General features: G+C 69.6%; 13 protein-coding genes. 3 read left to right on the top strand and 10 right to left on the bottom strand.

Features of this window, described 5'->3' with window-relative positions; all coding sequences use genetic code 11:
* Positions 1–10: 10 nt before the first annotated feature.
* Positions 11–1,303, bottom strand: a complete 1,293-nt coding sequence (locus C5B85_RS19145) for a hypothetical protein (RefSeq protein WP_181064315.1) — start codon at positions 1,301–1,303, stop codon at positions 11–13.
* Between the two features lie 208 nt (positions 1,304–1,511).
* On the opposite strand from C5B85_RS19145, the gene C5B85_RS06765 reads away from it, so the two are divergent.
* A complete protein-coding gene (locus tag C5B85_RS06765) occupies positions 1,512–4,193 on the top strand; it encodes a tetratricopeptide repeat protein (RefSeq protein ID WP_104285263.1) in 2,682 nt (893 codons plus the stop codon).
* Positions 4,194–4,416: 223 nt separating this feature from the next.
* Here C5B85_RS06765 and C5B85_RS06760 read toward each other — a convergent pair whose 3' ends face one another.
* The gene (locus C5B85_RS06760) at positions 4,417–5,313 is read right to left on the bottom strand and encodes a LysR substrate-binding domain-containing protein (RefSeq protein WP_104285262.1); all 897 of its coding nucleotides are present in this window, start codon (positions 5,311–5,313) and stop codon (positions 4,417–4,419) included.
* Between the two features lie 125 nt (positions 5,314–5,438).
* Between C5B85_RS06760 and C5B85_RS06755 the strand changes: the two genes are divergently transcribed.
* Positions 5,439–6,410 carry a DMT family transporter gene (locus tag C5B85_RS06755; protein WP_104285538.1) on the top strand — a complete coding sequence of 324 codons (972 nt, stop codon included), beginning with the start codon at positions 5,439–5,441 and terminating at the stop codon, positions 6,408–6,410.
* On the opposite strand, the gene C5B85_RS06750 is transcribed toward C5B85_RS06755, so the two are convergent.
* Genes C5B85_RS06750 through C5B85_RS06715 form a run of 8 tightly spaced genes read right to left on the bottom strand, consistent with a single transcriptional unit; the run spans position 6,351 to position 11,558 of the window.
* Positions 6,351–7,163: a tyrosine-protein phosphatase gene (locus tag C5B85_RS06750; RefSeq protein ID WP_104285261.1), complete on the bottom strand. Its 813-nt coding sequence runs from the start codon at positions 7,161–7,163 to the stop codon at positions 6,351–6,353. The genes C5B85_RS06755 and C5B85_RS06750 overlap by 60 nt on opposite strands.
* Positions 7,164–7,172: 9 nt before the next feature.
* Entirely contained in the window at positions 7,173–8,495 is a 1,323-nt protein-coding gene (locus C5B85_RS06745; RefSeq protein ID WP_104285260.1) for an MFS transporter, read from the bottom strand.
* A 44-nt stretch (positions 8,496–8,539) separates the two neighbouring features.
* Positions 8,540–8,974 (bottom strand): type II toxin-antitoxin system VapC family toxin, encoded by a 435-nt coding sequence (locus C5B85_RS06740; RefSeq protein WP_104285259.1) that lies wholly within the window; start codon positions 8,972–8,974, stop codon positions 8,540–8,542.
* Positions 8,971–9,198, bottom strand: coding sequence for an Arc family DNA-binding protein (locus C5B85_RS06735; protein ID WP_104285258.1), 228 nt, complete (start codon positions 9,196–9,198; stop codon positions 8,971–8,973). Before C5B85_RS06735 ends, C5B85_RS06740 begins: the two co-directional genes overlap by 4 nt.
* Positions 9,199–9,252: 54 nt before the next feature.
* A complete protein-coding gene (locus C5B85_RS06730; protein WP_104285257.1) occupies positions 9,253–10,014 on the bottom strand; it encodes an ABC transporter permease in 762 nt (253 codons plus the stop codon).
* Positions 10,011–10,790: an ABC transporter ATP-binding protein gene (locus C5B85_RS06725; protein WP_104285256.1), complete on the bottom strand. Its 780-nt coding sequence runs from the start codon at positions 10,788–10,790 to the stop codon at positions 10,011–10,013. The genes C5B85_RS06730 and C5B85_RS06725 overlap by 4 nt, the downstream gene beginning before the upstream one ends.
* Positions 10,791–10,792: 2 nt before the next feature.
* Positions 10,793–11,155, bottom strand: coding sequence for a DUF1048 domain-containing protein (locus tag C5B85_RS06720; protein ID WP_104285255.1), 363 nt, complete (start codon positions 11,153–11,155; stop codon positions 10,793–10,795).
* A 1-nt stretch (position 11,156) separates the two neighbouring features.
* Positions 11,157–11,558, bottom strand: a complete 402-nt coding sequence (locus C5B85_RS06715; RefSeq protein WP_104285254.1) for a PadR family transcriptional regulator — start codon at positions 11,556–11,558, stop codon at positions 11,157–11,159.
* Positions 11,559–11,790: 232 nt separating this feature from the next.
* On the opposite strand from C5B85_RS06715, the gene C5B85_RS06710 reads away from it, so the two are divergent.
* Positions 11,791–12,327 (top strand): PadR family transcriptional regulator, encoded by a 537-nt coding sequence (locus C5B85_RS06710; RefSeq protein WP_258070631.1) that lies wholly within the window; start codon positions 11,791–11,793, stop codon positions 12,325–12,327.
* Positions 12,328–12,398 lie beyond the last annotated feature (71 nt).

Here is a 12,398-nt window from a genome sequence, read left to right as displayed (position 1 = left end):
GCGAGCGAGCTCAGCTCTGGTGGCGGCGGCGCGTCAGCCCGTAGGCTCCGAGCCCCAGCAGCAGTGCGCCGATGCCGGCGATCCAACCGAAGGTCGCGGCGCCGTCGAAGCCCGTGTTGGCGAGCGCGTCAGGGGTATGGGTTCCGCCCGCTGGCGGGGTCGTGCTCGTCGACCCAGGGCCGGCAGTCGCGGTCGGCGACGCGGAGGCCGTCGGTGTCTCGCCGCTCGTGGAGGTCGGCGAGGTGGTCGGGGCCGTGGTCGGCGTTACGGTCGGGGTCGGAGCGGCCGTCGGTGCTGGCGTGGATGCGCCCGGCACGATCTCGATGGCGTCCCAGCCGATCACGGCGTCGGTGGCGTCGGAGACCGCGAGGGTCCGGGCTCCGGGCTCCAGCTCGGCCGGCAGGGTCACGGTGATGCTCCCGGCGTCGTCGACAAGCACCGAGCCGAGCAGGATCGGCTCCGGGGTCTGCAGCCAGACATTGACCGTCGCGCCCGCGTAGTCGGCGCCCACGCCGAGGGCGATCGTTCCGCCGACCTCAGCGGATGCCGGCACGGAGATGCCGCCGCGGAGTTCATCCGTCAGGTCCTCCGCACCGATGGGTGCCGGGGCGGGAGTCGGGGTGGCTGTGGGGGTCGGGGTGCCCGTCGGCGTTGGGGTCGGGGTTGGCGTCGCGGTTGCCGTGGGCGTCGCAGTGGCAGTCGGCGTGGGGGTCGCGGTCGCGGTCGCCGTCGGCGTGGGCGTCGCAGTTGCCGTGGGCGTCGGCGTGGGCGTCGCAGTTGCCGTGGGCGTCGGCGTCGCGGTCGCGGTCGGCGTCGGCGTCGGCTGCGGCGCCACGCCGCCGATCGCGGCGGTCCACTCGAAGGGCGAGGCGACACAGGGCAGGACGGGCAGGTCCATCTGCGCCAGTCCTTCCCCGGTGAAGGTGCCATCCGCATCCAGTACCCCGGAGAGCTCGTAGGTGGTGGTGCCGCTGCCGCCGCTCAGCTCCCATTCGACGTCGAAGGGCACGCCGACCTCGACGTCGACGGCCGGGTTGTCGCCGGGCCACACGATGAAGATTGTCTGCGGGAACATGCCGAAGATCGTGCAGGTGCTGGTGGTCGAGAAGCCGGTGAGCGCGCCGGTGCCGTCGACGTCGAACTCGACGTCGCGACCGCTGTCGGTGGTGCCCGAGTAGCTGCCGGCGGTCGCGGGTGCAGCCGAGGCTGGGAGTGCCGCTGCCGCAGCGAGGAACCCGCCGAGCGCGAGCGAGGCTCCAGTGAACAGGGCCGCGCGCCGCCGCGTCCGTCGTCGTGTGGTCATAGGGGAGGTCACCTTTCATCGAGCACCGGCACTGGCCGCGCCACCTCGTTGCAGGGCGCAGCCACACCAGCCTCGCGGCGTGCATCCGAGCACGGCAAGGCCGCACCCCGAGCCCGTACGAACCCGTACGGGGTCGACGCGTGATGGCCCGCCGGCCCTCGTGCCGGCCAGCGGAGGCGACAATCCGCTCTCTGCTACCTTCGTCGGCATGAGCGCGCCGGTCTCGACCCTCGACGATCCCGACCTCCCGCCCGAGACGTTCGACAACCTCGTCGGGCGCCTCCGGGAGCTGCGGCAGCGCGCCGGTTCGCCGTCGTTCTCGGAGCTCACGGAGCGAGTGCGCGCCGTTCGAGTCGGCCGCGGGGCTCACGCGAGGGAGTCGACGGTCGGCCGCATGACCGTCTACGACTGCTTCAGGCTCGGTCGCCGTCGCCTCGACGTGCCCCTGGTGCTCGACATCGTTCGGGCCCTCGGCGTCGACGATCTCGGCGTGCAGCTGTGGTCAGACTGGTGCGGACACGTGCTGAGCGGCGGCACGGCGCTGCGGGTCGCGCGGCTCGGCCTCGAAGCGTCCGCCAGCCCCGAGCCTTCCCTGGTCGGGCGGGCGGACGAGTTGCGTCTGCTGACGGTGATCGAAGGACCGGCCGTGATCACGGGGATGCCCGGGGTCGGCAAGACGGAGCTCGCGATCCAGGCGCTGCGAACCCTGCTGGATACCGACATGATGAGCGACGTGGTCGTCGTCGACCTGCGCGAGCAGCTGAGCCAGGGCGGGGCTGCGGATGCGCGCTCGCTCGCGGATGCGCTGGCCCGCGCGCTCGACGTGCCCGCGGAGGCCCGCGACGCCGAGGCGTCGGTGATCGCCGCAGTCGCCGATGCCACCGCCGAGCGCCGGATCGGGGTCTTCGTCGACGACGTCAGCGAGCTCGCTCCCCTCGAGCCGCTCCTCCGTGCGCTGCGCACCCCCACCATCGTCGTGTCGCGGAACGAGGCCGAGCAAGCGCCGTGGCTGCGGCTCGTCGAGCTCGCGCCCTGGCGTGACGAGGAGACCATGGACTACCTGCGGGCCAGCATCGGGGCGGATCGCGCCGACTCGGAGCCGGAGGCGCTGCAGGGGCTCGCGGCCGCAACCGGCGGACTGCCGCTCGCCGCGCGCCTGCTGGCAACGCGCATCCTGCAGCGACCGCAGTGGCGGCTCGCCGACCACCTCGATGAGCTCGATGAGCGCGATACGGCGCCGGATGGGCCGCTGCGGGCGTCGATCGAGCTGAGCTACGCGGCGCTCGACGCGCGGGCCCAGCGCTTGCTGCGGCTTCTCGCGACGGTTCCCAGCGACGGCCTCGACACGGCGGCCGTCGGGGTTGTGGCGGATGCACGCGCCGAGGTGCGCGGATCCACGGACTCTTCGACACTCTCGCAGGCGTCGATCCTGAATGCCCTGCAGGAGGCGCAGCTCGTGCAGCGCTCGACCAGGGCGACGCTGCACCCGGTTGTCCGATCGTTCGCGGTGTCGCGCAGCCTCGAGGAGGACACCCCGGCTGAGCGCCGGGCCGCGCTCGACCGAGTGCTTGACCTTTACCTCCGACGCGGCTGGGCGGCACTCGAGAACAGCTACCCCGACGCGTTCGAGCGCACACGTTCGGGTGCAGGACCGGCGGCCGGTGTGGCGGACTCGGACGGCTCGGCGGCCTCGGACGGCTCGGGGGACTCGGACGGCTCGGGGAGGCCCGAGGACTCCGACGCCTCGAACGACTCGTCGGGGAACCCCGGGCTCAAGCCACCGCTCGGCGACGGCGGGGCGGCGGAGTTCTGGCGGACCCAACTGCCAGTGCTCATCGAGCTCTCCGCGGCAGTCGGGGGCAGACGACCCGAGGTGCCCGTCGAGGTCAGCGAGCTCGTCGCGCACCACCTCGACGTCGACGGCCGGCACCGCACCGCCGAGCGGGTGCACCGCGAGGCCCTCCGCCACGCGGAAGCGCTCGGAAGCGCGAACGCCATCGCGGTGGCGGCGCACCGCGTCGGTCAGTCGCTCGTGCGGATGGGCAGCCCGTATGCGCGTGCCGAGCTGCTGCGTGCGCAGCAGCTCGCGGAGCACGCTGGCAACGACGAGCTTGTGCTCAAGGCGTCGAATACCCTCGCCATCCTCGCGGCGCAGGGCGGCGACCTCGACGAGGCGGCCCTCCGGTTCGAGCAGGCCGTCACCGCTGCCGAGCACGGCGGACTCGACCACTTCGCGGCGTCGCTCAACGACAACCTGGGCATCGTGCTGCGACGCCTGGGCGACGTGGAGGGCGCCCGCACTCGGCACGGCGCAGCCCATCGGATCGCGCGCGACCGGGGCGACGAGGTCGCCGCGGGTGTAGCGCTGGTCAACCTGAGCGACGTCGAGGTGGAGCTCGGCGACTTCTCGAGCGCGGCGGACTCCGCGCGCGAAGCGGTTCGCCTGACCGAGCACCAGGCCGGACTGCCGCACGCCTACGCGCTCACGAATCTCGCCCTCGCGCTTGCCGGCCTCGGTGACCCGGACGCCGCGGCTGAACAGCACGGTGCCGCGCTCAACTTGGCCGAGTCCATGGGCAACTCGTCGCTCGTCGCGTCGGTGAGGAACAACCTGGGGGAACTGCACGGACAGGCGGGCCGGGTCGCGGATGCGGCCGGGCACCACGCCGTCGCTCTCGAGGTCGCCGAGGGCTCCGCGAACGCGCACGAACGCGCCAGGGCGCTGCTCGGACTCGCGGAAGGCGAGATCCAAACTGGACAGCGGCACCTGGCCCGAGAGCACCTCGAGTCCCTCGTGACCGGCAGCAGTTCGGCTGCGCCCGAGACGGCGACGGCGACGCCGCAGCTCGAGCGCGCCCGCGCGCTGCTCGCCGAGCTCGACTCCGTCTGAGACCGCCCGGACCTCGCCAATCACAGCGCACACCCGCTCTCCGGATGGAGAACTCACCTCGTTGCGGGAAATTTCCCCGAACGAAGCGAACTTGCCATCCCGAGACCGCCATCGGCACCCGCGGGCTGTGGCCAGGATGCCACCCGCGGTTTCGGGATGGCTTCCACGCACGCAGATGGCTTGCAACCATCCCGAAGTTCGTCTGCAGTCGGTCGGCGGCGAGTCAGGATGCGGTGAGCCGGTCGAGCACGTGGCGCAGCAGCGGCCACTCCGCGGTGCCGCGGAGGTACGCGGCGGATGCGCGCAGCATGGGCGGGTGCTGCATCCGCACGATCTGCACGTTGTCGCGCGGTTCGCGGGTGAGGGGAAGCATCCCGACCCCGAACTCGGCGGCGATGAGGTCTTCCACGAGGGCGAGGTCGTCGGACTGGTGGGTGACGTTCGGCTCGTAGTCGGCGAGCGACGCGAGCACGCCGATGGCGATCTCGTCGGCGTTGTTTCTGGAGTTGCCGATCCACTCGCGCTTGCGGAGCGCGAGCATGAGGTCTCGGTTCGGCAGCGGCTCGAGGCCGCCGCCGGGGAGGTCCGTCGCGACGCTGTCCGGCACGCCGATGCCCCACTCCCCATCCCACAGACGCTTGCTCTCGTAGCCGGGCGGGATGCGCAGGGGCGCAAGCGTGTAGTCGTAGACCAGCGCAAGGTCGATGCGGCCGGCGTCGACCAGCGCAAACGCCTCGTCGGGTTCCTGCTCCTCGAGCACGAGCCGCACGCCGGGGTGCGACGCGGCGAGCTCGCGCATGATCGGGAACAGTGCCCGAGCGGCGGTCGCGAAGCCCGCGACGCGCAGCGTTCCCTGCGGTTCAGCTTCGGGGTCGAAGTCGCGCCTCGCCTCGTCGAGGCTCGCGAGGATGCCGGATGCGCGCGCGGCGAGCCGCGAGCCGGCGGCAGTCAACCGCACCCCACGTCCCACCCGCTCGAGGAGGTGCGCGCCCAGTTCCTGCTGGAGGAGGGCAAGCTGCTGCGACACGACGGAGGTCGTCGTGAGGTGCTGATCGGCGACGGCGCGCATGGAACCGAGGCGCTCGAGGTCGACGAGGTACTCGAGCCGTCGCGTCTCCATGTGGACTCCCGCCGATCATCCGGACCGCGGGCCTGGCGCCCACGGAACCATTGTGCGCGAATCACGAACGATGCGTTCGCATTTCTCGCGTGGACACGGATGCACGCGCGGGCCATCCTGAGTTCATGACCACGTCCCCGCTCGCGCCAGCTCCACGGGGCAGTGCCCGCTCCGGCACGCTCATGACGATCAGCGCCATGCTGTTCGTGCAGCTCGGCCTGGCGCTCAGCACGGGCCTCTTCGAGCAGCTCGGGCCGCTCGGCACTGGCTGGATCCGCCTCGTGTTCGCGGCGGCACTCGTGCTGGTGATCGTGCGCCCGCGCCGCTCCTGGTTCACACGCAGCAGCTTCCTCGCGTGCGTTGTGCTCGGTGCAGCGACCTCGGGCATGACCTTGCTCTTCACGCTCGCGATCGACCGCATCCCGCTCGGCACGGCCGCGGCCCTTGAGTTCCTCGGCCCCCTCGCCGTCGCCGTGCTGCGCAGCCGAGGCAAGGCACTGCTGTGGCCGCTGCTCGCCGCAGTCGGCGTCGTGCTGCTCACCGAGCCGTGGACCGGCAACATCGACCCCATCGGCGTGCTCTATGCGCTCGCCGCGGCCGCCTGTTGGGCCGTCTACATTCTCTGCACGCAGCGCGTGGGCGACGAGCTCAGCGGGGTGCGCGGCCTGGCCGTCTCGATTCCCGTCGCCGCCGTCATCGCGAGCCTCATCGCGGCGCCGAGCACCATCCCGCTCCTCACGTGGGAGGCGGCCCTGGCCGGCCTCGGCCTCGCCGTGCTGCTACCGACTGTGCCGTTCATGCTCGAGATCCAGGCGCTTCGGCGCATCACCGCCGCCGCCTACGGAACCCTCACGAGTCTCGAGCCCGCCGTCGCCCTTGTCATCGGGCTGCTGCTGCTGCACCAGGTGCCAGGACTGCTGCCGGTCGCGGGCCTCGTGCTGGTCATCGTCGCAGGTATCGGCGTCGAGCGCTCGGCGGGACGCGCAGCTCCGTCTTCCGCCGCGACGCTCGCTGTCGGGTCTCCGGCTGCCGAGAACTCAAGCGCCGGCGAGGCGCCCCTTGAGCGCGACGAGCTCCGCACCGGTGAGCCCGCCTGACTGCAGATACGCGGCCGAACCGCCTTGCGCATCCACCCACTCGAGCGCGTGCTCGAGAGCTGACGCAGGTGTGGCGGCGACGAGGTCCTTGATCTGAGCGGTCAGGGGCAGGCCGTACTGCGCCACCATGCCGTACATCCGCTCGGCCCACTCGCCCGAGAGGTTCGCGCCGGACGAGGCGTAGTCCGCGACGATCGCGGGGCGCTCGACCCCCACCGCATCGAGCAACAGCGCCGAGCCGATGCCCGTCCGGTCCTTGCCGGCGGTGCAGTGCACAAGCACCGCGGTCGGCGGGTTCTCCGTGGCGTCGGCGACGAGGCGCGCGAGCTCGGCAAACGTCGTCGCGCCGTGCTTCATCATGCCGATGTACAACTCCCCGAGCGACGGGATCTGCGCGAGCACCGCATCCATCGCCTTCGCCTTTTCGGCAGGGTCGCCGCCCCGCGCAGCTGACTGCAGCCCCTGCTGTACCAGGCCGGAGACGGCCCCTTCGAGCAGCGGCAGCTCGACGACGTGAAACGGTCGACTCACGGGGAGACGATCCGGCGCCATCTGGCGCTCAGACGGCGTGCGGAAGTCGACGACCGTGCCGATGTCGCTCGCGGCGAGCTGCTCGAGCCCCTTCGGAGTGAGCGAGCTCAGCGCATCCGACCTGTAGAAGATGCCGGAGGCAGTCGTGCCGCCCCCAGCAAGCGGCATGCCGCCCGTGTCGCGGAAGTTGAAGGTGCCCTCGAGTGATGTCGCCGTCGTCATGCGATCAGCCTAGGCGGGGGTACCGACATTCACTCGAGCCGGGGTGGGTGTGCGGCGCACGACGATCGAGAGCACGGCGGCAACAGCACACAGGGCGGCGCCTCCCCACCACGCGTACGTATAGGTGCCGAGGGTGTCGCGGATGAGCCCGGCACCAAGCGCCGCGACGGCGGCTCCGAGCTGGTGGGCCGCGAAGACCCAGCCGAAGACGATTGTGCCCCGCTCGCCGAAGATCTCCCGACAGAGCGCAGAGGTCGGCGGCACGGTTGCAACCCAGTCCAGCCCGTAGACGACGATGAAGATGATCATGCTCGGATGCACGGTGTCGGCGAGCAGCCACGGCAGCACGAGCAGTCCAACGCCTCGGAACCCGTAGTAGGCGACGAGCAGGAAGCGCGGGTCGATCTTGTCGGTCAGCCAGCCGGAGGCGACGGTGCCGAGGATGTCGAACACGCCGACAACGGCGAGGAGACCGGCCGCGACCGTTGTGGCCATGCCGTGGTCGTGCGCCGATGGGATGAAGTGCACGCCGATGAGACCGTTGGTCGTCGCCCCGCAGATCGCGAAGGCGAGCGCGAGCGCCCAGAAGGAGCGATGCTTCGACGCGAACACCAGTCCGTCGATCGCACGCTTCGCGGCGGACAACGCAGACCCCTTCGCTGGCCGCGCCGGGGCCACGTAGGTCTCAGGATCGGCGCCGTACGGCAGCACGCCACGATCGCTCGGGTAGTCGCGCATGACGGCCCACACGATGGGCACGGCGAGCAGGGCCGCGGCCGCGACGAGCAGGGAGGCCCACCGCCAGCCAGCGGTCTCCGCGAGCGCGGCGACGGGTGGGAGGAAGATGAGTTGGCCCGTCGCGGAACCCGCCGTGAGCATCCCCATGATGAGCCCTCGGCGCTGCACGAACCATCGGTTTGCGATGGTCGCGGCGAAGACCAGCGCCATCGATCCGGTGCCGATCCCGATGAGCAGCCCCCAGAAGATCAGCAGCTGCCACGACGCGGTCATGAGCACGCTGCCGCCAGCCCCGAGGGCGACGAGCGTGAGCGCGACGGCGACGACCTGGCGCACGCCGAAGCGATCCATGAGGGCGGCCGCGAATGGGGCGATGAGGCCGTACAGCACGAGATTGATGCTCACGGCGAGCGACATGACGCTCGTCGACCAGCCGAACTCCTCGCCGAGCGGCACCATGAGCGCGCCAGGCGCGGCGCGGAAGCCCGCGGCGGCGAGCAGTGCGACAAACGCGACGGCGGCAACCCACCAGGCCGGGTGCACGCGGAACGCGCGCTGCGGCGACATTCCTGCCACCTCGCTCGACGCACCCATGCGCTGAGCCTAGCGAGCGCGCGCTCGTCTAGGGCGGCGACAGCTCAGTCATCGCGGTGCAGGTCCTGCGCGCTCCAGGGGTCGAACAGGGAGAGGCCCACATCATCGAAATCGCGGATGTTCCTGGTCGCCAGGGCGTAGCCCCGAGAACGGCAGATCGCGGCGATCATGGTGTCTTCAACAGAGATCGAGCGACCTCGAGCTTCGCGCATGGAACGAATCGCGGCATATGCGTGAGCGGCTTCAACGTCGAATGGTACCGCTCGGTCGCCGGCTTCGTCGACGAGTCGGTCCACAGCCAGCAGCAGGGCCGTTCGCCTGGTGCCCTCCGGCAGCCGCATGGCCCCGTATCGCAGTTCGGCGATCGTGATCGTCGTCAGGACGAGCTGCCCGGCGTTCCGCGCGAGCCACTCCAGAACTCGCCGATCGGGTTCACGGCGCAGGGGTTCGGAGAGGACGTTCGTATCGACGACGATCACGAGAGATCCACCTCACGTGGCTTCGACCGCGGCGGCAGATGGAAATCACCCTCGAGATCGACGACGACGTTCACCCAGTTCGTCACGAAGTCCGGCGCAGACACCAGGGACTCTTCGAGAATCGCGCGCACCTCGGCCTCCATGGACCTGTTGTGCTCGGCCGCACGTGCTTTGAGGGCACGCCTCGTCTCTTCGGGCAGATTCCGGATAGTGAGCGTCGCCATGAGACCTCCAAGAGTGCTAGCAATGCTAGCACTGTCCAAGTTCAGTCCATCAGCTCAGCTGATCTTGCGCCGGTAGACCACGTTCGCCGCGAGGTAGGAAGCAAGCAGGATGCCGACGCACCACGCGAGCGCCAGCCAGAGGTCACCGCTCACCTGTTGCCCCTCCAGGAGTTGGCGGATGCTGTTCACGATCGACGTCACGGGCTGGTTCTCCGCGAACCAACGCACGGGGCCTGGCATGGTCCCGGTCGGCACAAACGCCGAGCTGACGAACGGCAAGAAGATGAGCGGATAGGAGAAGGCGCTCGCGCCCTCGACGGTCTTCGCGGAGAGCCCCGCGAGCACTGCGATCCAGGTGAGGGCGAGCGTGAAGAGCACGAGGATGCCCGCGACTGCCAGCCATTCGAGCACTCCGGCTCCGGACCGGAACCCCATGATGAGCGCGACCCCCACGACGACCGCGACGGAGACGAGGTTCGCGACCAGCGACGTGAGGACGTGCGCCCACAGTGCGGACGACCTCGCGATCGGCATCGACTGGAACCGCTCGAAGATGCCGCCCTTCAGGTCGAGGAAGAGCCGGTATGCGGTGTACGCAACCCCGGAGGCGACCGTGATGAGCAGTATCCCTGGCAGCAGGTAGTCGACGTATGCGCCGGCGCCGATGTCGATCGCCCCGCCGAACACGTAGACGAACATGAGCATGAACGCGATCGGCATGACGGCCGTCGTCACGATCGTGTCAGGACTGCGGAGCACGTGGCGCAACGAGCGGCCAGTGAGGACGGCGGTGTCGCCGAGGAAGTGCGTGGTCATGACGCCACCTTCCGTTCCTTGTTCCGGTCGCCGACAACGGCGAGGAAGATCTCCTCGAGGGTGGGCTGTCTCTCCACGTACTCAACCTTCGCCGGCGGCAGCAGTCGTTTGAGCTCTGCAAGCGTGCCGTTCGCGATGATGCGACCTTCGTGGAGGATCGCGATGCGGTCAGCGAGCTGCTCCGCCTCGTCGAGGTACTGGGTGGTGAGGAGCACGGTGGTGCCCGCAGCGGCGAGCCCCCGCACGGCCGCCCACACCTCGAGCCTGGCCTGCGGGTCGAGGCCGGTCGTCGGTTCATCGAGGAACACGACGAGTGGGTCCCCAATGAGGCTCATCGCGATGTCGAGCCGACGCCGCATGCCGCCCGAGTAGGTGGCCGCCCGCCGCCCGCCGGCATCGGCGAGCGAGAACCGCTCAAGCAGCTCGTCGGCGATTCGATCGGGCCGCGGGACGTGTCGCAACCGCGCGACGAGGGCGAGGTTCTCCCGGCCCGTGAGCACCTCATCCACGGCCGCGAATTGTCCGGTGAGGCTGATCGCGCCCCGCACTTCGGCGCCCTGAGCGGAGACGTCGAAGCCGTTGACGGATGCTGCACCACCATCGGCGCGAAGGAGGGTCGAGAGGATGCGCACCAGGGTCGTCTTGCCGGCCCCGTTCGAGCCGAGGAGAGCGAAGATGCTGCCCTTTCCGACCGTGAGGTCGACTCCGGTCAGTACAGCGAGGTCGCCGTACGACTTCGTGATGCCATCGACGACGATGGCCGGACGTGTGCTCATGGCTACTGTCCTCGCTCCGCTTCCTCGACGGCCTTCACCAGTCGAGCGCGTTCCTTGTCGATCCACTGCTTGCCTGAGTACGACTGGCCGAAGGTCTCGGCGAAGTCGACCGGGTCGGCGCCCACGATGTCGTGCACGGGTGTGCCGTCTGCGGCCGCGCGCTCCCACAGATCAGCGAGGTCGACGTTCATCCGCACCATCGACTCCCCGTCGGTGATGCCGCTGTAGTACATGAGGTAGCGCTGGATGGCCTGCGCCACCTTGGCGTAGGGCGCCGGCAGCGCGTCCAGTCGGGCCTGCGCGTCCTTGAACTGCTTCTTCTCTTCGAACGAGCCGGTGAGCGCTTCGATCCACTTGGCGGCCATGTCAGTTGCCTCTTTCTTCGTCTGTGCTGGTCTTGTCTGTGCTGGTTTCGTCTGCGACAGTTCCAGCGGATGGTGTGGTGCTGGTGTCGCGGAGCTGCTCGAGGCGTTCCGCGAGGAACTCCCACGTGCGCCAGAACTCCCCGAGGTACTCAGTGCCCTCTGCGTTGATCGTGTAGACCTTCCGCGGCGGACCCTTCTCGGATGGCACCTTCTCGACGTCGACGAGCCCCTTCTGCTCGATGCGCACGAGGAGCGCGTAGACCGTGCCCTCTGCGATGTCGGCGAAGCCCTGCTCGCGTAGCCAGGTCGTGATCTCGTACCCGTACGCGGGACGCCTGGCTAGGACGGCGAGCACGATGCCCTCGAGCGTGCCCTTGAGCATCTCTGTCGCTTGCTTGCCCATCGATCACCCTCTCTACTCAGTAGTGATGACTACCAGTACAAAGTAACACTGAGTACCAGTATCTAGCAACAAAGAGTTGTTCGGGTGGAGGGAACACCCAGACAGGCGGAATGCACAGCTTCGCCGACATTCACCGATGTATCGTCGGGTGTCGTCAGGTATCGCGAGTACCTCGCATCCCTCGCGCCGATTTTTCCGGCAACGGATGCCTGCCACACGAAAGGGAATGAACATGGTCACTCAGCACACCCCAGGCGGACTCGGCTTCGGCCTCCGCGAAGCCGTCGACGAGATCCGCGAGAGCTTCGCATCCCGCCCCACGAACCCCCGTGCTGGCCGCGGCGATGTCCGCACCGCGCTGCTCGTTGCCCTACTCGAAGGTCCTCAGCACGGCTACCAGCTCATCCAGGCCATCGAGGAGCGCACGAGCGGTGCCTGGAAGCCGAGCCCCGGCTCCGTCTACCCGACACTGCAGCTGCTTTCCGACGAAGGACTTGTTGTCCCCGAGGTCACTGGCGAGCGCAAGGTCTACGCGCTCACCGAAGAAGGACGAGCCGTCGCAGTCGATGCTTCGACTGGCGACCTGCCGTGGGAGTCTCCCGCAGCACGCCGCGCTGAGCGCGCCGCGACACTTCCGAAGGCCGGCGCACGACTCGCCCAGGCCGTCGTGCAGGTGCAGAGCAGCGCAACCCCCGACCAGGCCGAGCGCGCAGCAGCGCTCCTCGACGAGACTCGGCGCAAGCTGTACTCGATCCTCGCCGAGGACTGAGCGTGACAGATGGCCTTGGCCTGACCGAGCAGCGGGCGGGTGCAAGCAGGCCGACGGCCACGAGCAGGCTA

It is taken from the genome of Pseudoclavibacter sp. AY1F1 (assembly GCF_002931075.1).
Taxonomy (GTDB): Bacteria; Actinomycetota; Actinomycetes; order Actinomycetales; family Microbacteriaceae; genus Pseudoclavibacter.
Note: the sequence above shows the minus strand (reverse complement) of the source record. Positions and strands in the feature narration are given on the sequence as shown.

What these genes read in the sequence shown, in the direction of transcription:
- C5B85_RS19145 (WP_181064315.1), bottom strand. Translation starts at nt 1,303, where the DNA reads ATGACCACACGACGACGGACGCGGCGGCGCGCGGCCCTGTTCACTGGA.
- C5B85_RS06765 (WP_104285263.1), top strand. Translation starts at nt 1,512, where the DNA reads ATGAGCGCGCCGGTCTCGACCCTCGACGATCCCGACCTCCCGCCCGAG.
- C5B85_RS06760 (WP_104285262.1), bottom strand. Translation starts at nt 5,313, where the DNA reads ATGGAGACGCGACGGCTCGAGTACCTCGTCGACCTCGAGCGCCTCGGT.
- C5B85_RS06755 (WP_104285538.1), top strand. Translation starts at nt 5,439, where the DNA reads ATGACCACGTCCCCGCTCGCGCCAGCTCCACGGGGCAGTGCCCGCTCC.
- C5B85_RS06750 (WP_104285261.1), bottom strand. Translation starts at nt 7,163, where the DNA reads ATGACGACGGCGACATCACTCGAGGGCACCTTCAACTTCCGCGACACG.
- C5B85_RS06745 (WP_104285260.1), bottom strand. Translation starts at nt 8,495, where the DNA reads ATGGGTGCGTCGAGCGAGGTGGCAGGAATGTCGCCGCAGCGCGCGTTC.
- C5B85_RS06735 (WP_104285258.1), bottom strand. Translation starts at nt 9,198, where the DNA reads ATGGCGACGCTCACTATCCGGAATCTGCCCGAAGAGACGAGGCGTGCC.
- C5B85_RS06730 (WP_104285257.1), bottom strand. Translation starts at nt 10,014, where the DNA reads ATGACCACGCACTTCCTCGGCGACACCGCCGTCCTCACTGGCCGCTCG.
- C5B85_RS06725 (WP_104285256.1), bottom strand. Translation starts at nt 10,790, where the DNA reads ATGAGCACACGTCCGGCCATCGTCGTCGATGGCATCACGAAGTCGTAC.
- C5B85_RS06720 (WP_104285255.1), bottom strand. Translation starts at nt 11,155, where the DNA reads ATGGCCGCCAAGTGGATCGAAGCGCTCACCGGCTCGTTCGAAGAGAAG.
- C5B85_RS06715 (WP_104285254.1), bottom strand. Translation starts at nt 11,558, where the DNA reads ATGGGCAAGCAAGCGACAGAGATGCTCAAGGGCACGCTCGAGGGCATC.
- C5B85_RS06710 (WP_258070631.1), top strand. Translation starts at nt 11,791, where the DNA reads ATGGTCACTCAGCACACCCCAGGCGGACTCGGCTTCGGCCTCCGCGAA.